Below are 23,161 nucleotides of genomic sequence, written 5' to 3'. Positions count from 1 at the left end.
GATCACGCTCAATCGCACCAAAGAACAACAACTGCGGCGTTGGATACGCACTTCAGGACATCTTCAGCGGTAACATTCCAACACTCAACTGGCAGAGGTGCATTATGAAATCACCGTCGGAATTCCTAACGGACGCTTCTTTCCGTTACTCTTGGGAATGTAAACACGCCGCAATGGCATCGCCCGATAACCTCGATGACGAAGCGACAACATTCCTTTCCATCTGGCCGCCGGAGATGACCATATCCTGCCATCCACCCCCGGCGTTCTCTTACCTCGATTTTCCGTCACTCGCTTCACGGCCAGCATCTTGCCGCTATGCGAGCGGGTCAACAGATGTTGCAGGGCTTTCGCCTTGCCCCATCGGCCTTCCCGGACGGCCTTGGCGATACGCAACTGAAGCCGCCTCACCTCCGCCTCGATATGTGGCCAGTTTGCCTGTTCCCACATTGCTGCGGCGTGTGAGGGCGCACCGGTGTCCGACACCTTCGTATCGTTCGCCGTCATCTGCTCTCCCTCGTACAACGGTTTGTCAAGTCTCTCTCGCCATGAATGACCGCGCGGAAGTCTGCCCGCTTTCGCGTCGGGCGATGTCTCAGCCCGTATCCCCGCCATTACAGCTGGGCGTTCGCTTTCTCCGCATTCCTTTACCCACCGCGCCAACAGCGTTCCTCGCGGTTCGCCTGCCGTTGCGGCAGCGCGATGGGCTTACCCTGTTCCGCATTTATCTCCGGATGGTGCGGACCCGTCCTATGCGCCGGCGGCGTTCCGTCCATGATGGTCCATCGCCAGAAGACCATACCTTGCCGCGTACCTTTTGGTGCAAGCCTGTCAGCACGTTTGGCTTGTTCCGTATAACAGCGCCTTCCAGACGTTCACATGTGTTGATCGTACCCATCCATCCCTTGCGCCTTTCCGCCTTCGTGCTGGCAGATTCCGCCTCGCCTCACGGCTCAGCGTACCGGGTGTCCGGTGGCTACGTTGTCCCCGAAGCTTCACACCGAGCCGTTGCCAGCTCCGCATGTCCGGGTAGGGAACGGCTGATGGAACAGCCGGTTTCATCAAGTCATGCCACCCCGTGAAACAGAGATACATGCGACTTTGCAGGTCGCACTAGCAAGTCCCAGGTCCTACCCGACTTGTCATCACACTCGAATGCTGCGCAACCTTTCGACGTTCACCCTGTGTAAAGCGTTGAACTTCTACATCGTGTAAGCCATTCAAACAGGCTTCACGCTCACGTGGTCCTTCCGGTACGGCCGGTCATGGGCCAGTACTGCCCAGATCGTCCGCGCCATCTTGTTGGCTAATGCGACGATCACGACATTCTTTGGCCGCCGCTTCTTCATCTGTTCGACCCACTCACCGGGCTCCTTTGCATGCTCTATCACGGATCGCGCGCCGTGGATCAGCAGTGTGCGCAGATACGTGTCACCCCTCTTGCTGATCCCGTGCAGGTTTACCTTTCCACCCGAACCCGTTTGCTTCGGGACGATCCCAACCCACGCGGCAAACTCCCGCCCAGAACTGAACGCTTTCGGATCACCCATCATCGCGACTGCAGCCGTTGCCGTCAGTAGTCCGACGCCGGGAATCTCACCAATGGCTTTTACCGACTTGTCTTCCTTCTTCCACTCGCGCATGCGGCGCTCGATCTCCGCCACTTGTTCGTCCAGCTTCGCCAGCCCGTTCCACTGCTCGCGAAACGTGTCAATGATCACACCAGGCAGGCGTTCAGCGATTCGTTCGAGCACTACCGGTATCTCCTTGTCCAGCTTGGCCCGGCCCTTACTCATCACCTCGCCGTATTCCGTCAGCAGTCCTCGCAGGTTATTGATCTGCATCGTTCGGAACTTGATCAACTGCTGCCTCATACGATGTAGCCCCAGCATCGCTTGCTGCATCTCGGTTTTTATCGCGACCGCCTTGCTTGGCTGCTGCACGGCCAGCCAGATCGCCTTGGCATCCGCCGCATCGTTCTTGTTACGTATGTTGAACGCCTTAACGAATTCAGCCGGCATCAGCTTCACCTCGTGGCCCATCGTCGTCAGTTGCCGGGCCCAGTGGTGCGCACCACCGCATGCTTCCATGCCGATCAGGCACGGCGCTCGGTTCGCAAAGTGCTCGAGGAACTTTGCCCGCTTGATCGGCTTGTTCACGATCTCACCCGTTTCCTGATCGACGTAATGCACCTGGAACACGTTCTTTGCGATGTCCACACCGACTGCTGTACGATTCATCACAGGATCCTCCGGTCGCCTTGGAAAATTCCATATTTTCCACTTTGGGCACATCGATGCCGTTGGCCCGTGAGGATCCGCCTTCCTTTGCTCACTCGGTCACGGGGTGGGACGCGTTCATATCAATTCTCCTGGTCCGGAAAGTCACGGCCGCAAAACAACGGGAAGGGCGAGCCCGGTTCCATCCGGTACTGTTACTGGGTCCGGAGGCCGGGGAGCGTCGGCGAGGTAACCGGTCGGCCGGTTGTAACGGTTTGCGTGCGCAAGGTCACCACGAGGTGTCACCTGCTCGTGCCCAGATTCGCCTTTACTCGGCCCGACAGATTTCAGCTCTTTCTGGACGTTTTCGGAACAAATGGCGTGGGTATGCGCTGAACCTTCTCGCCTCCGCACTTCGGACAAGCCGGATGAGCGATTTCATGTTCAGCAAGATGCTCGGCATGTTCGAACATCTCACCGCACTTCTCGCACCTGTACTGGTAAGTCGGCATGGCATTCCTCCAACGAGAATCCTGCACGTCGTGCTGGCCGGATACTGTCTACGACGCCGGCAATAACCCATTCTAGTGCAGGAAAGGGCAGGAAACGCCCGCGTACGCGTCGCGCGCAGCGCTCATCGCACGCGGCGCAGGCAACACAGGCATCCCCGTCCAAGTGATTGCACGTACCAGCCTCCCCGCATTGGTCGGGTGCTGCTCGTCTTGACAGGCAGCACGCGACCCAAAGCGAAAGTAGACGCTTTCCGCAAGCGGACGTTCAACGTTGACGTGAGATCCAGCAATCGCTACATGCATTGTCGGCACCGCGTAAGAGCACGACCATACTTGCTCTGAGCCCAGTCTTCCAGTTCTTCGAGCCGTTCGGAGCAGACCTTGAAGTAGCGCCCCGTCGTGTAGTTCGTGCGAGCTGGGCCGGACATCGACTTGTGAGAGGCTGCATGGACCATGGGGTACTGAGGAGTGACCTGCGGGTTGTCAATGTTTACGACGTATCCGTTCGGGTGCGCTTGCACCCACCCGAGGTAGCCGTTCTCATCATTCACGAATGTTTGCGGCATGCGCGTCTCCATGTGTTCAAGCAATCTAACGTTCACAATGAGGGGCACGCGCTGTTCTTGCGCGCGTCCCTCTCGATTGTGCGTCAGGTGCTACGGGCGCGGGGCCAAGCTGCTACACGATGGCCTACAGCGCGGGATCTTAATTAACAATCACTCTACCGGTGTACTAAATGGTTGCTTTGGACATATCAATGCGCATGGGAAATTTTTGGCAAGACGCGACTATAGTTTTGCAAGATTCGTCACCAAGTTATAGCTGAACCAGCCATCGCCATTTTGAAAGGATTGCGGCTTCGCGGAAGCCGAGTCACGCATAACGCCGAATCCGTCCGAATAGGCTTCAAATGAGATAATTTTTGAATATGGTATCCGCATGGCTTTTTGTTTGCCGGCGAAGTATATATTTTTGTCGGTAATTACTAGCGATCCAATATCTACCTTGACAGTTTCGAGATGCTCGATTGAATGTCCTTCAAAGTGACCCGTCCGACAATAAACGCCTTTCATCATTCGGACACTGATACCTGACGAACGACCAACAAATTCTCTTCGAGTTCTTTCCTCATAATAGGGAGACTCAGTGAATCCCCATACAAAGCCCTCGCCCTTCTGAAGGTTGACAGGAAGATTGTCGGGGCGTGCAGATGTCGGAACTGTCCCCTCCAGTATGCGACGCAACAGCTCTGACTTCATGAATTTCACGTATGCGCCGCGGATGTTCAGGTCGTCGTTGGAGAGATTGAAATGCTTTGCATACTCGGTCAATCTGATCGTCGTGTCGACGTCTATGATTTTTTGCTCAAGATTTCGCGACACAGCTTTCGCCCACGCTTCGACCAAAAGAGATTTTTGCTCTGACGCAGAAATCCCTAAGGTCTTTACATCGTCCGCAATTTTGGCGTCTAGCTCCGTGAGGTCACCCGAAGACATCAAACAGTCGATCGCGTCGTCGATAATTCTCCGGCGATCATTATCGGGTTGCTCCTCTTGTTGGAACTGCTGTATTTCTTGTGCGATATGTTGTTGTTCGCATTGCGGGTGGACATTATGGAACAATCCCGCAGGCTTGCCGCAATATTTGCAAATTCCCATCGTAACCTCCCGTCTGTGCGACAGATACACGCGCACTATGCCGTTTGTACCTCGTGATCAGGCGCCGCGTCGGGGCCTCAAGGGTGTATCGCTTTTCGCGCATCATGGAATTTTTTAGCCGGCGCCGTATGTGCATGAACGCACGTAAGGCGTATGCGCCCGGTCGAAGGTCTGTTGGCAAGTGCGGAGCAGCCGTTCGAGCGTCGGCGCGTGTACGCGAGCGAGTGTCGGGAACTGGCCGAGTTGAGGCAGTGCCATCGGCAAATTGCTCGCCGGAAACCGGCCATTGAGCGAGGGCGGACGAGACCTTGGCTATTCAAATTGGATAGCGACCTCGACCGGCGGCTCGTGGCCGCAAGCCGCAGTTCCGTGCAACAGAGAGGAGCTTCTAGCCGCAGTGTCGAGCTTCCGGCCGTTCGCTCAAGGTTGGATGTCCGGCTTCCAAGACACAACGGCGGCTGCTTGCACCGCTGGGCTCGGCGGGTAGAATCCCCTCACCGTGAGGCAACTGCAGCACGTCCGATACGGCCGGGAGCCGACAGCTACGATGGATGACTGCACCGACCACAAATGCAGAAATTCGCGATGCCATCTTCGAGCACGAAATGTTTAGCGCGGGGAACATCAATTCCGGTTATTTGCTCGAAGGTATCCGTCACGTTGAGGCGACGTGGGTCTTCAGCCCCACAGAGCTCATCGACGAACTACACCGGATGGAAAATGAAGGTCTCGTGCTGCGACGGGACGGCTTCGGCGGCGATATTCGCGAGTACTGGGAATCGACCCGTGCTGGACAGATCGCTCGCGAAATGCGCTGGCAGAAGTGCGAGCGGCGCGATCCGGCGCTTTCATCCCAAACTTCAGCTGCCGAGGACCTAATTATTGCCGTGATCGCGAGCGGCGGGAGTGAGTACGAGGCGCTGAGCGGCGCCGGTCTCATGGCAGAGGCCTTGGGGGTGTACCTGTCTCGCTGGAGTGAAACTGTTTGCGAAACCACCCTAAATGCCCTGATCGAGCGGGGCCTAGTTCGCCGCGACGACCAAGATCTGGTCGGCTGGCCTTTCCGGTTGATGCTGACCGCGGACGGCCGCCGACGATATGCGCACGACGTCGTGCCGAGGCTCGGGCTGCGCCCGCCGGCGACTATCCTCGCGCCAAGCGAGCACGAGCGGCTGCCTTGCGATGACCTTGGCCTCGAGCCGGCGCTCGCCGACAACCTTCGCTACCGGTGGGAGGAAGCCGGGAGATGTAAAGAAGCCCATGCGTGGCTCGCTGCGACCGCATTGTACGGATCGATTCTTGAGGTGGTTTTACCTGACTGGCTAGGGCGGGACATTGATCGTGCTCGGGCTGCACGGGCAGCGCCACTGGACAGACATAAGCAGGTTCTTCCACTTGGAGACTGGCCACTGGCTGCCCTGATCAAGGTCGCCGTCGAACTTGCATTCATTGACGAAAGTCTCGGGCGCCATGCGCAGGCCCTGCGCGAGTCACGCAACCTGATCCATCCGGACCGGCAGATCCGTGAACGCAGCACACCGAACGGAGATCTTGTGGCGATCTCAAAACGGGTTGTGCACGCGGTGCTAGACGCACTCGCTCGCGCGACGCGCGCATGTGCTGCTGCTAGTCGCGGGGACATCGCATGAGCCGAGTGGCCCGACTCGCCGAAACCTACAAGCCTTTCAGCGGAACGTCACACCGCGCGCATCGAAGGCGATGAGGTGCTGGTTGGAGATGGCAACGCGTGTAGCGTGAGAGGTACTCGAGCACCGCCTTCGGTCCGGCGAACGGGCGCTTGGCGTAGACCACCCATTCGCAGTCACGCAGCGGCGCAAGCCACCGGGCAAAGGTGGCCGGATCAGCAAGCGCGGTGTACTCGCCGAAGAACTGCAGCTGGCCATGCCGGTGGGCCACTTCGAGCGCTTCGAGGAAGCGCCGGCGGAACAGGCGTGAGAGCACACGCACCGGCAGGAAGAAGCCGGGCCGGCACGCAATCCAGCGCTCGCCATCGGGCGAGAGTCCGCCGCCGGGTACGATGCCGTGCACGTGTGGATGATGCGTGAAGGCTGAGCCCCAGGTGTACAGTACGAGCGTAGCCGCGATCTGGGCCCCGAGGTGTCTGGGATCTGCGGCGATCGTGCACAGCGTGTCGGCGGCGATGTCGAGCAGCAGGCCGTAGATGATCCGTTTGTTGTACCAGGCGATCGCACTGACGGGCGCGGGAAGCGTAGAGACGACGTGGAAGTATTCGACGGGTAGCAGGTCGGACTGGCGTGCCTCCAGCCAACGGTGTGCGGCGCTGGCCTGGCACTTCGGGCAATAGCGGCCCCGGCACGGTTGCAGGAACCCCCTGTCCGTTCAGAAGTTCGTTCAAGCAGCCATTCCAGTGGCGACTTCGTGGGTAGGGCGAACGGCATCAACTGGCCGTCTGCCGCCTGACGCGGTCGGCCCTTCCCGACCCGAAGCAGACATCCAGCCCCGTGATCTGGCATCACGGTTACTTGAGTTGAAGCGACAATAGATCCATGAGCACACGTATCTACAACCAAAACGAGGTCGACCAAATCCTCGAGTGTTATCGGAACCTGTTTCCCGAGGGTGAGATAACCCCAGCGTTGGCCGCCTACTGGGACTTTGGCCGGCGTCGGGTCTGGTCTGACATCACCACTAATTTCCATACGGCACGTTATACGACCCTTCTGGACCTGCACTCGCGCTCTTGCGAAATTGTGGAGCACCCTCTCACAGCGGAGGAAAAAGGAGAAACGCTCCGAAATATCGCTCGCGATCTTCAAGTCGGATTTAGTCTGGGCGTATGCCCGTGGACGGATAACCTTCTGTTGAATACCTTCGATCCCCTGAAACCCAAAAAGGACCTAGTGGTGATCGTCGGGCACGACTGGTATCCCATTGGTGCCGGCGTTTTACCGGAATCGCCTCTGTACGATCAGGGGCTACACCATACGCCGAAATACCGGCGATGGTGCCCGGAGTCTTTCTTCCGTCAGGTGAAGAATGATCCCGTGATCTTCTTCATGAATCTTTACCCGGACTTTCGACCTCCTGAAGCAAAGAAGACAGGGCCTCTTCCGCGCGACAGCTATTCCTATACGGCCTGCATGGAAGGCTTGAGGGAGGTATTGGGCGTACTAAAGCCGAAGTTTGATCGCACCTCAATAATTTCCTGGGGCAAGCCCGCGTGGGAAGCCATCTCGCCGCTAATCGACGACGGGCCGATCCGTCACAGCATTAAGGTACAGCAGAAAATTGGAAAGGGGCGACTCCTCTCCATCGGCGGCACCCCGTACTTTCCGATGGCGCATCCCTCTTTCAGCAGCAATCAAGACAAGGAGCACCTGCGCATCGGCTTCGATCGGCTGCATCTTGGACTCGCGGGGTTCGACCTCGCGCTACCCAGGGACGCCGCGTAACCATTCCACGAGCTTCGACCAGCGACGTTCCGTTTGCTTGCCCTTGATTGCCATCGCCAGTGCACGCTTTTGCCCGACGAGGACAACGAGGCGCTTGCCGCGCGTGATGCCGGTATAGATCAGGTTCCGCTTGAGCATCATGTAGTGCTGCGTCGAGACGGGAATCACCACAACCGGATATTCCGATCCCTGAGATTTGTGGATGGTCGTCGCGTAACACAGCACCAGCTCATCCAGTTCGCCAAATGCGTAGGTTACGATGTGCTCATCAAAGGTCGCCGTGAGCTCCTGCTCTTCAGCGTCGATGTGTGTCACAAATCCAATGTCGCCGTTATAGACGTCCTTGTCGTAGTTGTTCTCGATCTGCATGATCTTGTCGGCGACGCTGAAGCGATAGCCAAACTTCTCGATACTCTGTTCGCCCGGCGGGTTCAGCGCCTCCTGCAACAGCTGATTGATGCCGCGAGCGCCGGTGAGACTGCGGTTCATCGGACACAGCACCTGAATGTCGCGCACTGGATCGAGCTGGAATTTTCGCGGTAGCCGGGTCTTGACAAGACCAACGACCGTTTCGGCGATCGCCTCGGGTTCTTCCGTCGGCACGAAATAGAAGTCCGACTCTTCGCCTTTCGCCGGCAGGGACGGGAACAGCCCCTGATTGATCTGGTGGGCGCTTCGGACAATGCGCGATGTCGCCGCCTGACGAAATACCTCCATCAATCGCACGACCGCCACCGCGCCCGATTCGATCAAGTCATCGAGAACCTGTCCTGGACCAACCGAGGGCAGTTGGTCCACGTCCCCGACGAAGATCACTGCTGTCGCGCTCGCCACCGCCTTCAGCAACTGGTTCGCCAACGGCACGTCAACCATCGAGCACTCGTCTACCACCAGCAGATCGCATTCAAGCGGCGATTCCTCGTTGCGCTTGAACTGGCCATTGGCGGGGTTGACTTCAAGCAGCCGGTGGATCGTCTTCGCCTCAAGCCCGGTCGATTCCGACAAGCGCTTGGCCGCGCGCCCGGTCGGCGCACACAGGAGCGCCTTGACCTGCTTGGCCCGCAGGATCGTCAGGATCGAATTGACCAGCGTGGTCTTGCCCACGCCGGGGCCGCCGGTGATGACCAGCAGCTTTGACGAGAGCGCCAGACGGATCGCCTGCTTCTGGCTTTCCGCGAGCTCGATCGCGAGTTTCTGCTCGACCCATGGGATCGCACGTACGGCGTCGATCGAACCCCACGACGGCGAGCCCGTTCGAAGGCGACGAACCTGCGAGACAATCGAGCGTTCCGCGTTATAAAGCGGCGCGAGAAAAACACTGGGCACATCATCGAGCGTGTCGGCGACGACCACACCCTCGGACAGTTCCTCGTCGATCGCCATCTCAATGATGGCTTCCGGAATGTCGAGCAGTTTGACTGCGAGCGACACGAGATGCGTCCGGGGCAGCCCGCAATGGCCTTCCCCGGCGGCCTCCGACAGCGCGTACGATACGCCGGCTCGCGCCCGGATCGGCGCGTCGCGCGCGATCCCGATTTTCTGGGCAATGGTATCGGCCGTCAGAAAGCCGATGCCACGGATGTCCTGTGCCAACCGGTAAGGATTTTCGCTGACGACGGCAATCGCCTCCTGACCGTAGGTCTTGAAAATGCGCACCGCCCGCGACGTGGACACCCCGTTGCCATGCAGGAACACCATGATCTCGCGAATGATCTTCTGGTCGGCCCACCCGGAGGTAATCTTTCTCGCGCGAATCTCGCCAATGCCGTCAACTTCGCGCAGACGTGCCGGCGTTTGTTCAATCACGTCGAACACGTCGGCGCCGAACGCCTTGACCAGCCGGCTGGCGTACACAGGACCGATACCCTTGACCATCCCGGAGCCGAGGTAGCGCTCGATGCCGGTCAACGTGTTAGGCGGCGAAATTTTGACGAAGACCGCCTTGAACTGCCGACCGTGCTCGCGATCGGTCACCCAAGTGCCTGACGCTGAGGCGTACTCTCCTGGCGACACAGTAGGGGCATGTCCGATCAGTGTGATGAGATCACGCTCGCCCTTGACCTTCAGGCGCAGGACGCAAAATCCATTATCGGCGTTGTGGAACGTGACGCGCTCAACCAGTCCCGCGAGGCGCTCAGGCTCGGGCTTGGGAGTGACGTTGGGTGGGCTTGCTGACATGAACGAGGCGCGGTTTGTTGTATCGCTACTGAAACGCTGAAAGGACGGCATCCTATCGTGTAACTGTCGCTTCATGGCCGACTACGTCAGGTCAAGCGCCTTCAATGCCATCGGTTTCCCTGCTCGTCTCATCCAATTCCATCCGTGCCACATAGCGCTGATATCCAGTGCCAAATAGCAATCAAAGTCACAGCTGGGGCGATGGCGATTACGCGGTATTGCCTGACAAGTGTGAATGGCTCTACCCGACCCACAAGGGACAGTGGCATTGCTCTAAAGCGGCCTTTCGCGGGGAATCGAGCCCTTCGGTGATCAGGCGCCGCGGGCCATGCGCAGCGAACTCAGGCGCTCTGCTTCGACTCCAGATCAGCGATCAATGTGGCGGCGGCCCATTCGGGCAAGAATAGATCGTGCAGCGCCTGCATCGGGTTGCTCGCATCTTGGCAGCTGCTTCTAGTGAACTGCCAGTAGCCATTGGGCGCGGTCATCTCGCCAAGAATCAATCCAACCTCGTTACATCCAATGGAAAATTGTGGATTTTCGACCCCACGACTGCGCAACTCGACGCGCAGCACGTTATCGGGCATATCGAGCCAGGTCGCAATCCGCCGCGCATTCGCCCGGACATTCATGCATGCAACGCTCACCTTCGTGGACGTTGCTGCCGTCGTAATACCACCTCCCGGCCCGAAATAGAAGTTCCCGCCATGCTCGATCGGTACAAAAACGCCAGCGCTTCGGAGCATCTGCAGTGTCTCCGGCGATTGCTCACGAGACTCGACCTTCATCGTCGTGATGCGAAAAGGCTTGGCCTGTTCGGGCCATGACGAAATGAAAGTCTTCAGCAGGTCGTCCTGCGTCCACAGGAAGTCTTCATCGTGATCCCGTACGTCGATGAAGGCGACTGCGTCGTCGTACATCTTCGCAAACAGCAGCCAGCCGGACCGCTTCGAGAACCGTTGGCCTTCTGCGAGCGGCTCTGTGGTCAGATGAAAATGATGGATACCCCAGTCCGCCCAAAGCCCGTCCGTACGATTCTGTTGCTTCGGGTGGGCGACGTCGTTGTTGATAGTCCCCTTACTGAGGTAGGGATTCACGTCGTCGCCACTCGCGAAGCGCGCCTCAATGAGGGATAGCGCCTTCTGAACGGCGCTCGGCAAGCCGTCAATTGGGAATCGACTGGACTTGAGTACTTCCCGCGGTTGCGGGTTGACGCGCCGGAGCCGGTAGTCCATCCAACGAAACAATGCTAGATCAGGTTGATCGTCCGGTGCTCGATGCGTCAAGCCATGTGCTCTCACGAGGCGCATCGAGATGTCTGAGATATCCGAATAGAATTGTTCAACAGTTTTACTGATCATTTTTTCCAGTCTGCTTGCCTGCATTGACTTCGAACGGAGCCTAGGTTGAGTGCGTCGCTCCTTCTGAGGCGGCCGTGGTTGAGCCTTTTCGCCGCGAAATTGTCAACGAATTGCATTCCCATGTCGACTGACCGGAGGTGGCCGGTCGCCGCATGTGGCTTCCTCTTTCCGTTCTTCCTCGGGGCGTAAGAGCTGACGTTGCGCTGCGTCGAGGGATTACGATACCCAGTTTTCCCGCCGGCGCTGGCTACTGCGGGGCTCGCCCGCTGCTGACATGGCTGCCTGTCTGGCCGCGTCCGCCTAACGCCGCTGAGGGCCAGTGGGCTGACGCGGCCATGAGCCGCCGGGACTGCAATTGGCGCGCGGGAGTGCTGATGGCGGCGGCGCTGTGGTTCATTGTCGGCAGTCGGACCTGGGTAGTCGTCCTCGGGCACATCATAAAAGGAATGTATCCATGGTTGTGGCCCGCGTTCGAGCTTCCCCCAATTACCGTGGCCGGCAACGCGCTTCTCAGGATTAGCGTTACCGGAACTGAGACTCTGGTGTTCTACTTCCTCGCGGTTGTACTGGCCATTGCCAAGCTGAGGAAGCCATGAGCGTGTTCCTGTCGTACGCACGGGAGCAACCCGCCATGCTGGTGGTCCCGGCCGTCGGCTTCGGCCTGTCCCTGCTGGTGGCGCGCGTCAGGACGCGATACGTGCGAGATGGCGTATCGTTTGGGCGTCCTGTGCGATCGCAATCATCCAAGGCACCGGATGGCAATGAGGCAACTGACCGGAGGAACCCGGACAGGCGAGGGGATCTTGGGCTTACTCTATTGGCGGTCGATGGTCTGATTGCGCGCTACACAGCATGTGACAGGACGGGTCCTCACGCTTCAGAAGAGTGGAACGCCGTTCCCGGCACCGCCGCGTGTGCCGAAGAGCAGTACAGCTGCGCCGAAAGCGGAAGCCGAGAAATGAAGAAGCTGGATGACGAAACGAAGGCCGAGCTACTCACGTTCCTCGTGGTAGGCCAGCTGTTCGCATTTGCCCGCAGCGGCGAGTGGTTGCGCACTCTTCATCTCATCGAGTCTGCGCAAATCTGGCTCAGCTCGAACGGCGCTGAATGCGATTGGCTTGAGCGCGCGCAGCTCATTGAAGCGTGCCGAGTGGTCGCGGTGAAGGCGCTTGATTTGCCGTTTCCGCAAGCCGAGGCCGACCTCGTTCAGCTCTTCAACCTGAATCGTGGCTGGTTTCTCGACTATCGGAAGCCGGTCGTCCAGCAGATTCACGCGATGTGCGTTGCGCATCTCTCCCATGACGCGAGGCTGATTTAGGCTTAAGAACGTCGAGAGGTACACGGGCCGCAGCAAGGCAGATACCTCGGTCGATTTTCGAGAGCATTCCTGGCAAGGCGTAGTGCGCTATTCTCGCTTCAATCAGCTAGCCCCTAAGGTTTGAGGGCGGAGGCGAGGACGCAACACATGGGAATCCGCAGTTCCCCGGCATCGCTCCGATACGTCTCTGCTTCGTGCGCGACGGCCCGTTCAATCAGCGCCAGCGCAGCCGGCGTCTGGGCGTGCAGCATCGCGGCAACCCGGACGCCGCCGCGCATGAGCGCGTGATACGGTGTATTGGGCGAACGCAGCACCAGGGTCTGGTCCACCTCTGAGCATGAGCACGATATTTGATGGGAATTTGGGGTGTTTTGGGCGTCCAGCGTGATGTAGTCGTAGCGGCGAACCTCATTCACGTGCTTAAACTTCTTTGTTGACACCAACGAAGCCGGCGCTCGATTCTTCGAGCATCTCTTTTCCGTGGGTTCCCAAATGATTAGCGAAATCATTGGCAACAGCCGATTCGAGGCATTTCTGGAAAGCATCGACAGCGACCTCGCCGCGCGCGCGAAATCGAAAGGCTGTACTCACTGTGGCGGCACCTTGCACAGCGCGACCTATCCGCGCAAACCTCGTGGACTATCGGATTGCGTTGACCCTCCAAACCGGCGCCGCAGCTTTTGTTGCGAGACATGCCGGCGCCGCACTACGCCCGCGTCAGTCCGATTCATGGGGCGTCGCGTCTACACTGCCACCATCGTGGTCTTGGTGTCTGCGATGGACGAAGGCGTGACGAATCGGCGAATCGATATCGACGAGTTGCGCGGCACCCTGGGTGTGCATCGTCGCACCTTGCAACGGTGGCGGCGCTGGTGGCGTACCGTTTTCACTGCAACCCCGTTCTGGTCCGTGGCGCGGGCCGACCTGATGCCGCCACCGGACACCACCGCCTTACCGGCCAGCCTGCTGGAGCGCTTTGTTGGGCCCGAGGCGTCGATGAGACTTGCCCAGTGCCTGCGCTTCCTCGCCCCGCTTTACGGGCCTCACGGTGATCGCGCTTGTTGATGTAAGCAAGGCCCCCGCAGAGAATGTCGCTTGACTGCTGGCCGAACCCCGGAACCCCTTGTCAGCCTTCCAGAATGACCGCTAGCCGCTGCTCCGTTTAGGCATCGAGGCGTTGAATTCAAGCGTCAGTGACGCCGGCAATCGTGTTGTCCAGTTCCTGACGCCGACGCGCCATCGCCGTCAGCTGGACTGGTCTGGCCGAACGTCCATCATTTTCGACGATCATCGGCCCATCAAATATCGTGCTCATGCTCAACCTCTCGCACCTCCGGGTGGACGAAGCCAGCTTCGAGCAATGCGTGCCTCGATTCCCCCCAATCGCTGAACCGAAAGAAAGGCGGTCCCGGCGGAACGGGCACATCGGGCGTCCCGTGCTTCTCGATGGCCTTTAACACCATCCCGATACCGACGGCCTTGTCCGGCATGGCGCCGACTGTAAAGGCAATTCTGCCGCCAGATTGCAGCACGCGAAACGCCTCCGCGAGTGCACGCTCAGGATGCTGAAAATGCTCCATCCCGAAGCCGATGCCCACTGCGCCAAAGCTTTCGTCGGGAAATGGCAAATCCTCCGCGTCGCCGATGCGGAATTCGAGTCCCGGAAAAACGCGCCTCGCCTTTTCGACCATCGCGACCGAGAAATCCACGCCGGCGACGTCTGCACCGCGACGCCTGGCTGCAGCAGCGAGGTAGCCAGGGCCGGATGCGACGTCGAGAAAGCGCGTGCCACGCCCTACGCCAAGGGCCTCGAGCATCGCGTGGTTCGACTGGGCAGTCAAATCACCGAAATACGTGTGATAGGCCTGGGCGACACGCTCCCAGCCTTCGTGCTCGAATGCGCTGAAGTCGCCTGGTCCCATCCTTGCCTCCACCTGTTCGACACCCTGGCGCGCAGGCCTTCGTATTCTTCGTATGGGCCCCGATGAACCTTGCATGACAACGCAAAAGTGCAGGCGCCATGTATGAGGCGAGTGCGCCAATCCGTCAGCAGCTGGCCAAGGCGGGGAGGGACGTTCGACGCCTGTCTGGCACGGTGGTAGTGCGGAGTTCCAAATACGTCAATGCATCGTCTTGCGTGCGGCAGCATTGAGCAGGGCGGTGACACTCATGTCCTCGTCGAGCTCGGGCCAGAACAGCTGCTGGCCATCCAGTGAGATTGCGAGGTGTTCGCGCTGCTCGCTGGATGCCTCGTCGAGAATCGGGAACAGGCGCAGGGGCAGCTGGATGGCGCGGCCGTCAGACAGGTCGATGTACATCGTGGGACCATCGAAGGCGACGTCGATTGCATGGGGTTGCATGGCGAGTCTCCTGGCGGCAGGGGCGGGACTTTCAGGATAGGTCGCTGCTGGCGGTCACCCAAGCAAAGAAATAGCCCGGCATCACGATTGTTTCCCGGTGTTCTCGAGGCTGTCACGCGTGCGCGCGCAGCAGCAGGTGACTTCGACCTTCGCTCACCAATCCGCGGCCGTCCTGCCCAGCAACGCAAGTGCATTCACCAGGTCCCCGGCGCCAGTGCACGCTCGCGCCCGGTCAGTCCGGCGGCGCGAACCTGCGCCCGATCAATTCAACGACGCCAGCAGGATCGACAGCTTGCGGATATGCGCCCTGAACGCTTCGGTCATTTCGCGGTTATGGCCGTCGCCCAGATGCGGCGCGTCGGCCAGTTCGACCTGGCCATGGAACTCGTCGAAAACCTTGCGCCGCTCGTCGGGTGGCAGTATGCGAATGAGGGACACCATCAGTAGTTCCTGCGCATGGATGATACCGAGCACGGATTGTTCGTTCATTTCGACCTCCGTCGGAACGCGGCGACGCTGGCGGCTGGACAGCAGGACAAAGCGGGGAATTGACGGCAGCACCAGGCCGATGCTGTCTTCGATCCTCCCATTTACCCGTCCATACTAGCGCAGGGATCGAGCCATCTGCACCTGTACCGGGCGAAGCGCAGGGAGGCATCCGGGGGCCGACGGCATCTCCCACCAGACCGGCGCGAGCCGCCGCCCACACCGTATCGGGGGGCTTGTCGCGGCTCCCGTACGGCTTTCTCGGGAAGGGCACCCGGGTATCGAAACGGGACGCGTTCTGCCGTCGCGGGACCCACCCGGCGCACCAGTCGAGGAACCGCGAACAGGCAGCGGGATCCCTGGTGGCGTCAGGCACCGGGCCGACCGGCCAAAGTAGTTGACGATCTACACTGCGACACGGGTCCCCGATTAAAGCGGGGTCGCATTCACGCAGAATCGCCGGGATATCGGACACGGAAGACGGACGGGAGGCCGCGACGTCGAAAACACGAAGGGCCCGGGTTCCACAGCGGCCTGAGTGCCAACCGGCAGACAACAGGTGTTATGTCCAATGCCGGCCCCCAACCCTTGCCAGGCAAGGCTTTGCGCCGCACTGACACTCTGTTCGACAGGTCAAAACCACGAAATACCATATTTCGTGGAAGCTCATATAATAAAGCGTGACCTTCCCTGTTTCCCGGAGCCATCATGCGACGTGCTGCCTTTGATGTCGCTCAGGCCAGGGCCGCCGTCAAGGCCGGTGGTGTGCTGTCCGCGATTCTGCGTGCCGAAAAGGGCGCTTTCTATATCGAGCTGGAAACCCGCGAATCGGGCGTGGCTGAACTCGTGACCTCGAACGGCCGCGAGCGGCGCGCATTCCGTGATCCGGGGCAGGCCCTGAAGGTTGTGCGCGCGCTCGGCGTGGCGACCGGCCGCTTCGCGCTCGAGGAGTGGGACACGCGCGCCCCCAGGGCCCCGGCCTGGACGCGGCCGGACCAGAGCGCGCACATGAAGCGGCGCAACCAGCTGGCGGACGAGGCGGCCGCGTTCGAGGCCGACGTGCTGCAGGCGGTGGCCGAGGCCGACCGCCCCGGCACGCCGTTTGTCCCGCACGATGAGGTGATGGCGCAGCTCGATGCGAAGCTTGCCGCGACCGCCAGAAAGGCCGCGCGCAAGGGCCGCGCATGACCGTCGGGTGGCTGCCGCGTGCCGTGGCCAACTGCTGTCGATCATCGATCATGTGAGCGGGGACAGTCCGGCCGCCGCCGTCGGGCCGTGCAGTCGATCCGTGAAAAGGCCACCACGCTCGCGACGTACCTGAGAGGCGCCGCTCGCGCGGCGCGCCAGGTCGTTTGCCAACGAGCCGGGATTCGGCGGAAAAGCCGCGGCGACATCTGCGCAGAGCAGAACTGAGCACCGCGGACGCGGGCGCAGTAAGCAGGGACGTCATGAGTCTCCATGGGTGGGTGGGCACGGCAAGGGTCCCAAGCAGCAAGTCTGATCATGCCGGGTTATCAGATGTGGCGATTTTTTGCAGCGGGCGCGGCTCGGCAAAAGACCGGCTCCCGGCGTGTGCCGCCACCGGTTGCGTCGGTTCAGGGGCGTGTCGTGAAGCCGGCAAGGGACAACCCGGCCGGGGCCGCGCCCGGACCGCGCCGTGGTTGCGCCGGCCCACAGATACCGGCAGAATGGCTTGAAAGTTATCGGAAAAAACTCATAATTTAGGAGAGGGCCCGTGGCGTGCTATCAGGATGACATTCACCCGGCCGCGCGGGTCGAGATCACCGCCCTGCGCACGGCGGGTCGGCTGAAGGCACTCGGCCAGTTGCTCGTCCTGATCGATGACGTCATTGATCACTGCCTGTCGTCAGGCGAAATGCCGGTGCACCCTGTGACCGTCGTCAACGGCCACGGCCTGTACGAGCGCTGCGCGCCCCAGATGTTCGGGGTGTTCTCGATCGAGAATGGCATGGCAGGTCAGCTGCCAACGTTGCGGCTGCTGGCGGTCAGCACCACCCCGGCGGCGGCCCGGACGGCCGCGGCAGCGCGTGTTTGAAGGAGCGATATCATGGGCAGGCTTGCAGATTTGCGCAATGAACTGATGACGGATCCCGAGTTCCGGGCAGGCTACGAGCAGCAGGGCCAACTGGTGCGATTTGGCCGGATCATGCGTGGCGCGCGGGAGAGTCAGGGCCTGACGCAGGCACAACTGGCCAGCCGGCTGGAGATCAGCCAGTCGGAGATCAGCCGGCTGGAAAAAGGCGAAGGCGTCAACGGACCCACCTTCGAACGGCTGGTGGCGTTCGCGCACGCGCTCGGGCTGCGCTTCGTGGTGGGGTTTGCGGACGAACAGCCGGTCGAGATGCCCCGCCCGGGGAGAACAGGTGTCATGCCGCCGCCCGTGTTTGGTGGCTTCAGGCTGCGCCGGCACCCGGGTGGCAGCACCGTCACCGCGGAGATCGCGGCGGACGATCGCGAAGCACTCTGGGGCGCGTTTTGACCATCGATCACTGTCTGGATTACGTCACTGAGGCGCTGGTGCTGGCCAGCGTCCTGCTGATCTGGTGGCCTGCCTTCAAGGTGAGTCGCGCACTCCTGGTGGCACGGGACATGGCGGCTCTGGCCAAGCGCACCAGCTCATCCAATATCGCCCAGCTCGCCGGTGAAGTGGAGGCCGACGCGAGGGCGGTTCCCACCGAATTCGACCGGACCGATTACCGGATGCTGCTCAGCGGTTTTGTCTGCGGGGCACTCGCGTCACTGATCAAGCTGTTCTATCTGATACCCGCCTCCCACCACTGACTGGCGGTCACTGCATCACGCGGACTTTCCTCACCGTCCGCTGCAGGACGTTCTGGAAGTGGCGTTCATCCACGTCTCAATTGGCCGTCGCGGCCGACGAACACGATCATCGGCATCTTCCACGATGTCGTCGGTGCGTGGGGGACACAAGCGACGCTGACATTTGCTGGTGGTCTACCGACGTTCAGCCTTTCGCGCGACCACAGTCGGGAACATCCGCGCCCGATCGTCGATGAACCTTATGTCCTCGAACCCTGCTTCCTCGAGTTGCCGCGCGGTCTGTGTGTGCGTGCGGAACGCATTCCATTTCGCTTCAACAATGCGCACCAGAAGCAGATGCTGAAGTGCGAGTGCAGTCTGGTCAATCGCCTCCGCGTTCCAGGGCGATTGGGGGGATATCGCCGGCGGCGGTGTCAGGAAGCTCGAGACGAGCCATCCTCCAGGTTTCAGCATGTCGAAGAACACACGGTACAGCGCGGTCACCCGTTCGTCGTCCGGCTCGTAGATGTTGAGGCCGTTGCTGGTCACGACGTCGAGTTCACCCAGGCCCCCCGAACGCCACGCGTCTTCGCAATGGAAAAACACGTGTCCGGATAGACTACGTTGCGAAGCCAGAGCGGCGGCGCCCGCCAACGCCTCTCCATCGAGATCGATGCCTATCAGCTTGACATCCGGGTGGCGCGCGTAGTCGAGCAGGAGCAGTTCGCCCATCACACCACACGGCACCGACGCCATCACGCATCCCGGCCGCAGCAGGGCCTGCAGTTCATTACGAAAGATACCGAACCGCTCACGCGTCGCAAGGGTGGCTGGCAACTTCTCGAATACCTCGTGTTCCAGGCTGCCTGCCGCGATTGTGCCGGGAACATACGTTACAACACGATGTGTCCACTCCGCGTTGAGGCCGCGGTTCACCAGCAGGAACCGACCCAACTCGAAACGCGCCATTTCATCCAGCAACTCGAGTTGTCTGTCGACGCTTGCGCCCGGAACATCGCCCGTTTGGCAAATTCGAAGCTTTATCGCGTCGAGGCGCTCATCCAGTGCGACGTCTGCGTCGGCGCCATGAGAAATCAATTGGGCTGGGGTAGTCATGCATGTCCTCCGACAGGGAGCGATTTTAAGGCACGCGGCGGGCGGGTTCATTCAGTGCGGGCCAGATTTGCCGAGCGACCATATCGGCGGAACAACGTCCATCGCGGTTGGCTCGGCCTATGCCAACTCACTGGTGCATGCGCCTGCCGCCAGTCGGTTGCGGCAGCGGACGGATTTTTCTGAGTAAGCTTGGTTTGCTGCGTCTGCTGGTTGTGTTTGCGACAGGTGGGACCATACCTTGTCGCAATGCGTTCGTTGGTTTAAGTGATTTTGTTCCGACTTGACAGCCGGAAATTAGCGGAAGCCCCGTTCATCGGGAACAAACGTGCTTTAAGAAGGTTTGATAGACAGCGTCAAGCAGCATGGCCGCCGGTCAATATGATTGTCGCCGTCCAGATGCCACTCCTAGGCGACGGACACTTATCGTGCCGTGTAACCGGCGATAACTTGAAAGCCAAGCCCGAGTTCGACAACTTCATAAATTCCAGTAGAGACTATCCAATAATTGCCACCACCTTGCGCCTGATGACGACCGGCGTCGATGCGAAGACCTGCAGATTCGTCGTTCTCGATCGTACGATCCTGTCTGTTACCGAGTTCAAGCAGTTCATCGGTCGCGGTACACGGATCGACGAGGAGTACGGCGAGCTATGATTTACCATTCTGGACTTCAAGAAGGCGACCGACTGTTTGTAGACCCGGCCTACGACGGCGACCCGGATGTGGTGTTCGAGCCCAAGCCTGACGAGCCTGCCGTTCCACCAAATGTTGATGGACCTGACGGGCCGGGTTCGCTCAGAATGCTAGAGTCGCAAAACCTCCGCATCGAATATCAAAAATGAGCCCGACAAAACCCGGAAGCGAAATCCGTCGACTAATCGAACAACTGGCTGACACGATCCACATTGACGACCTCGCCGAGCGGCTGGGAATTCCAGTAAGGCAAGTAGGTGGTCGTTCATATGCGCAATGCATATTCCATAACGACACCAACCCATCCATGGCGCTGTATCCGGGCACATCGCGAGATAAGGCACATTACCACTGCTTTGTCTGCGACGCTCACGGCGATATCTTCGAACTAGTCAAACAGTCGAAAGGATTGGACTTTGTCGAGGCGGTGCGCTGGCTGGCGTCGTCCTATGGATTAGCGTCGCCAGCACTAGCCAGTGGTGTATCAGCAAGAAAGTCGCAGATAACAATAGGTCGAGCGGTCGTCGAACCGACGCCCGCAGATTCCGGCGTTCTCGAGCGCGTCCTCGGGGTGTACAGACAGAAGGATACGAAGGCACTTGAGGAATGGTTGAAGGCTCGCTCGCTGTCCAAGGAAGTCGCCGCCGCGGCAGAGCTGGGATTTGCTGCCCCGGCGACGCTTGTGAATTATGTTGAAAACGGCCGATCTGATTTCGGTGCGTTCAGGGAACTACTCGGTCAATTGCAAAGCGCAGGCCTAATACGGTCTGAAAGAAAGAAGTTAGGTCTCGTCGCTGCGGAGACTTATCTAAATCTCGGAGGGCAATATAGAGATTTCTTTAACGACGGTCGGGTGATTTTCCCAATAAGGGACGCTTCAGGACGAATGTTAGGTTTTGCCGGAAGAAGGCTAAACGAGTCGCCAGCGCCGAAGTATCTCTATTCGCCGAACTTACCTAAATCGCAGGTGCTCTATCGAGCAAATTTCGCGCTTGACAAAATCAAAGCCGACTTAGCCGATGGTGCCAAGCCGGTGGTGTACGTTTGCGAAGGACTGGTCGATGCTTTGAGGCTCGAGAGCATTGGCTTGTCCGCCGTTGCAGTTCTCGGCGCGCGCATGTCGGACGCTCAAGCTCGAATCCTAATCGATTTCGCTGGTACCTTGCCCGATATGGCTCCCTTGCAGGTCCGATTCTTCCTAGACCAGGATGGGGCGGGTTTGAAAGGGGCTGCAGCATCCATACAAACTGTCCTCAAACTTGATAAAGACGTGCGCCTAGAGTTAGGGTTCGTCTGGCCACTGGACAGTCAATCGGCCCATTCGCAATCGCTTCCAATTAAGGATCCAGACGATTTACTCAGAATGTTCGATGAGTCAGAGCCGGCAATTGCGTATCTTGACCGCTCCACTCACCCGGTCGCGGTAGCGTTTCTGGCTGAGCGGCTCAGGGTTCCCCCGGTAGACATCCTAGAAGATAACCGCTGGGAAACTATTCCTCTTGGAGCGAAATATCGCCTGGCGGTACTACTTGAGAGCTTGGCCGGTGGTCTTATCGATCGCGTCCTGACAACGGGAACGGCACATTCTGATTCATACGGCAAGTGGCATCAAGATGTCTGGCGATTTATTCAGAATCCGGTTCCTACACGTGTTGGACTACCGATCCAATCTGCGGAAGAAATCGCCCTGCAACTGAATATCGCGCGTGAGCTCGCTCAGGCGGGCGCAAACAAAGGCGAGGTGCTCTCAGATATAGCGGCGTGGAGGCGCGTATCACTTGCCGCCACCGCGTTTAACGAAGGTCTCATAACGCGCCTTCAGCAGGTCCAGTTCCAGCCAATCGAGCCTTTCGACGCTGTATTCGTGTCGAGAGGATTTGGCAAGGATGAAGAACGCCTCAAGGCAATGCCATGTCTTGAGGATTTGATCGTACAGCAGTACTTAATGAATGAACTGCTCACGGAGCGCCTAGACGACGGTTCCGAGTCGAAATTTAGCAATCATATTCCGGCTGTTCGCTACTACCGCTCAATTGATCACGTGCGCACAACGGGAGAATCAGGAGGAACTGAACATAGCGAGACGCTGAGTTTCGCGTACCAAGTCGACATGGATGCGCTAGAAGGCCGCTCTCCTCCTAGCGAAGGCGGAATGTTTCGTCCATATTTTGAGTGCTGGCGCGGCTTCATCTCTTCGCTGCTGAAGCAGGGGCGAGCGATGAGTCATGTTCATATGGTCCGTCTAGATTTAAAGAGGTACTACGATCGTATAACGCGCATCGTCGCTAAAGACATTTTGGGTAGCAGCATCGAGTCGGCATACAAAAGCCTAGGAGATAGTCGCGAGGCTTTCGTGCCGCTCCTCCGCCCTAAGGCACTACAAGCCGAGCGTCAACACGCTGCTATAGATTTTATCTTGGACCAGAGTTTCGGATTTTACTACTACCATCCGAACACGGGACACCCAATAGCGTCCGATCGGGAGAAAGGCATACCACAGGGGCCAGTGCTGTCCGCGTGGCTTGGAAATATTATTCTCTTCAAGCTTGACGCTGTGATGCGTGCAAAGCTACAAGAGCTGAATCTCGATCAAGTGGTTCGGGCTGGTTACGCGAGATATGTCGATGACGTAGTCATTTTGGCCGAAAATCAAGGAATACTCGATGTTCTGAGAGCTGCCGCTGAGGATGTCACTCGCACTCTACAACTTGAATTGATCTCGAAAGAAAACTTCGCGCCAATGTCAGCGGTGGAATTTTCACAGCATCTAACTGCGGGCCGCGCACTACCGGCCTATGGCCCGCGAGAAGAGGCGCTACTCCTTGAATCTGGTGATGGCGACGCCGGCTGGGGTATGTGGCAGACGGAAGGTCCACGTCGGCAAACGTCGTTGGAGCTTCTTCGGGATTCTCGACTGTACGCCATGAACCGCCCCGGATTTGGTGGAGGCTCCAACTCTTGAGAGAATGGAGCCATGAACAAGTCGAGCAAATTTTCTGCTGAAGTCCGGGAACGTGCCGTCCGCATGGTGCGGGAGCACCGCGA

General features: G+C 59.2%; 22 protein-coding genes and 2 pseudogenes. 11 read left to right on the top strand and 13 right to left on the bottom strand.

Translation table 11 applies throughout. From position 1 onward, the window contains the following. Positions 1-102 precede the first annotated feature (102 nt). The 4 genes from L5014_RS36705 to L5014_RS36690 form a co-directional block, all read right to left on the bottom strand. Positions 103-507, bottom strand: coding sequence for a reverse transcriptase N-terminal domain-containing protein (locus L5014_RS36705; protein WP_238468779.1), 405 nt, complete (start codon positions 505-507; stop codon positions 103-105). Positions 508-1,220: 713 nt separating this feature from the next. Further along, the gene (locus L5014_RS36700) at positions 1,221-2,240 is read right to left on the bottom strand and encodes an IS110 family RNA-guided transposase (protein WP_238468778.1); all 1,020 of its coding nucleotides are present in this window, start codon (positions 2,238-2,240) and stop codon (positions 1,221-1,223) included. A 326-nt stretch (positions 2,241-2,566) separates the two neighbouring features. Beyond that, positions 2,567-2,731: an FmdB family zinc ribbon protein gene (locus L5014_RS36695; protein WP_238468777.1), complete on the bottom strand. Its 165-nt coding sequence runs from the start codon at positions 2,729-2,731 to the stop codon at positions 2,567-2,569. 788 nt (positions 2,732-3,519) lie between these two features. Then, positions 3,520-4,389 (bottom strand): hypothetical protein, encoded by an 870-nt coding sequence (locus tag L5014_RS36690; protein ID WP_238468776.1) that lies wholly within the window; start codon positions 4,387-4,389, stop codon positions 3,520-3,522. 551 nt (positions 4,390-4,940) lie between these two features. Here L5014_RS36690 and L5014_RS36685 point away from each other — a divergent pair. Beyond that, entirely contained in the window at positions 4,941-6,038 is a 1,098-nt protein-coding gene (locus tag L5014_RS36685) for a hypothetical protein (RefSeq protein ID WP_238468775.1), read from the top strand. Positions 6,039-6,077: 39 nt separating this feature from the next. Here L5014_RS36685 and L5014_RS36680 read toward each other — a convergent pair. Continuing rightward, positions 6,078-6,726: pseudogene (locus tag L5014_RS36680) on the bottom strand (IS91 family transposase); the annotation flags it as partial. Positions 6,727-6,917: 191 nt separating this feature from the next. On the opposite strand from L5014_RS36680, the gene L5014_RS36675 reads away from it, so the two are divergent. Then, complete coding sequence (locus L5014_RS36675) at positions 6,918-7,823, top strand: uracil-DNA glycosylase family protein (protein WP_238468774.1); 906 nt, start codon at positions 6,918-6,920, stop codon at positions 7,821-7,823. On the opposite strand, the gene recD2 is transcribed toward L5014_RS36675, so the two are convergent. Next, positions 7,803-10,001, bottom strand: coding sequence for an SF1B family DNA helicase RecD2 (recD2, locus tag L5014_RS36670; protein ID WP_238468773.1), 2,199 nt, complete (start codon positions 9,999-10,001; stop codon positions 7,803-7,805). The two genes, L5014_RS36675 and recD2, sit on opposite strands and share 21 nt — an antisense overlap. Positions 10,002-10,342: 341 nt before the next feature. Then, a complete protein-coding gene (locus L5014_RS36665; protein ID WP_238468772.1) occupies positions 10,343-11,362 on the bottom strand; it encodes a hypothetical protein in 1,020 nt (339 codons plus the stop codon). Between the two features lie 335 nt (positions 11,363-11,697). Here L5014_RS36665 and L5014_RS36660 point away from each other — a divergent pair, with 335 nt between their 5' ends. Both L5014_RS36660 and L5014_RS36655 read left to right on the top strand, forming a co-directional pair. Further along, positions 11,698-11,958 carry a hypothetical protein gene (locus L5014_RS36660; RefSeq protein WP_238468771.1) on the top strand — a complete coding sequence of 87 codons (261 nt, stop codon included), beginning with the start codon at positions 11,698-11,700 and terminating at the stop codon, positions 11,956-11,958. Next, positions 11,955-12,680, top strand: coding sequence for a hypothetical protein (locus tag L5014_RS36655; protein ID WP_238468770.1), 726 nt, complete (start codon positions 11,955-11,957; stop codon positions 12,678-12,680). The genes L5014_RS36660 and L5014_RS36655 overlap by 4 nt, the downstream gene beginning before the upstream one ends. A gap of 113 nt (positions 12,681-12,793) precedes the next feature. Here the strand turns inward: L5014_RS36655 and L5014_RS36650 are convergent, their stop codons facing one another. Next, positions 12,794-13,120: a hypothetical protein gene (locus L5014_RS36650; protein WP_238468769.1), complete on the bottom strand. Its 327-nt coding sequence runs from the start codon at positions 13,118-13,120 to the stop codon at positions 12,794-12,796. Between the two features lie 52 nt (positions 13,121-13,172). On the opposite strand from L5014_RS36650, the gene L5014_RS36645 reads away from it, so the two are divergent. After that, the gene (locus tag L5014_RS36645; RefSeq protein ID WP_238468768.1) at positions 13,173-13,745 is read left to right on the top strand and encodes a hypothetical protein; all 573 of its coding nucleotides are present in this window, start codon (positions 13,173-13,175) and stop codon (positions 13,743-13,745) included. Positions 13,746-13,863: 118 nt separating this feature from the next. On the opposite strand, the gene L5014_RS38730 is transcribed toward L5014_RS36645, so the two are convergent. From L5014_RS38730 to L5014_RS36630, 4 genes are all read right to left on the bottom strand, one after another. Continuing rightward, a complete protein-coding gene (locus tag L5014_RS38730) occupies positions 13,864-13,995 on the bottom strand; it encodes a hypothetical protein (protein WP_274389642.1) in 132 nt (43 codons plus the stop codon). After that, positions 13,979-14,497, bottom strand: a complete 519-nt coding sequence (locus tag L5014_RS36640) for a class I SAM-dependent methyltransferase (protein ID WP_420800199.1) — start codon at positions 14,495-14,497, stop codon at positions 13,979-13,981. The genes L5014_RS38730 and L5014_RS36640 overlap by 17 nt, the downstream gene beginning before the upstream one ends. Positions 14,498-14,800: 303 nt before the next feature. Next, positions 14,801-15,040: a DUF2442 domain-containing protein gene (locus L5014_RS36635; RefSeq protein ID WP_238468767.1), complete on the bottom strand. Its 240-nt coding sequence runs from the start codon at positions 15,038-15,040 to the stop codon at positions 14,801-14,803. A gap of 261 nt (positions 15,041-15,301) precedes the next feature. Next, positions 15,302-15,529, bottom strand: a complete 228-nt coding sequence (locus tag L5014_RS36630; protein ID WP_238468766.1) for a hypothetical protein — start codon at positions 15,527-15,529, stop codon at positions 15,302-15,304. Positions 15,530-16,234: 705 nt separating this feature from the next. Here L5014_RS36630 and L5014_RS36625 point away from each other — a divergent pair. The 4 genes from L5014_RS36625 to L5014_RS36610 all read left to right on the top strand — a co-directional run bounded on the left by L5014_RS36625 (position 16,235) and on the right by L5014_RS36610 (position 18,328). After that, the gene (locus tag L5014_RS36625) at positions 16,235-16,714 is read left to right on the top strand and encodes a hypothetical protein (RefSeq protein ID WP_238468765.1); all 480 of its coding nucleotides are present in this window, start codon (positions 16,235-16,237) and stop codon (positions 16,712-16,714) included. Between the two features lie 547 nt (positions 16,715-17,261). Continuing rightward, on the top strand, positions 17,262-17,582 hold the full coding sequence (locus L5014_RS36620; protein WP_238468764.1) for a hypothetical protein: 321 nt from the start codon (positions 17,262-17,264) through the stop codon (positions 17,580-17,582). 12 nt (positions 17,583-17,594) lie between these two features. After that, positions 17,595-18,026: a helix-turn-helix domain-containing protein gene (locus tag L5014_RS36615; RefSeq protein ID WP_238468763.1), complete on the top strand. Its 432-nt coding sequence runs from the start codon at positions 17,595-17,597 to the stop codon at positions 18,024-18,026. Further along, positions 18,023-18,328 carry a hypothetical protein gene (locus L5014_RS36610; protein WP_238468762.1) on the top strand — a complete coding sequence of 102 codons (306 nt, stop codon included), beginning with the start codon at positions 18,023-18,025 and terminating at the stop codon, positions 18,326-18,328. The genes L5014_RS36615 and L5014_RS36610 overlap by 4 nt, the downstream gene beginning before the upstream one ends. Before the next feature lie 174 nt (positions 18,329-18,502). Here the strand turns inward: L5014_RS36610 and L5014_RS36605 are convergent, their stop codons facing one another. After that, positions 18,503-19,423, bottom strand: a complete 921-nt coding sequence (locus L5014_RS36605) for an SAM-dependent methyltransferase (RefSeq protein ID WP_238468761.1) — start codon at positions 19,421-19,423, stop codon at positions 18,503-18,505. 429 nt (positions 19,424-19,852) lie between these two features. Between L5014_RS36605 and L5014_RS39125 the strand changes: the two are divergent. Both L5014_RS39125 and L5014_RS36595 read left to right on the top strand, forming a co-directional pair. After that, positions 19,853-20,208, top strand: a pseudogene (locus tag L5014_RS39125) (hypothetical protein); the annotation flags it as partial. Between the two features lie 53 nt (positions 20,209-20,261). Then, positions 20,262-23,078: a CHC2 zinc finger domain-containing protein gene (locus L5014_RS36595; RefSeq protein WP_238468760.1), complete on the top strand. Its 2,817-nt coding sequence runs from the start codon at positions 20,262-20,264 to the stop codon at positions 23,076-23,078. Positions 23,079-23,161: the final 83 nt, after the last annotated feature.

The sequence above is a fragment of the Paraburkholderia tagetis genome, assembly GCF_022213065.1.
GTDB lineage: Bacteria > Pseudomonadota > Gammaproteobacteria > Burkholderiales > Burkholderiaceae > Paraburkholderia > Paraburkholderia tagetis.
The sequence above is the reverse complement of the archived record's forward strand: the minus strand, read 5'-3'. Positions and strand labels throughout refer to the sequence as shown.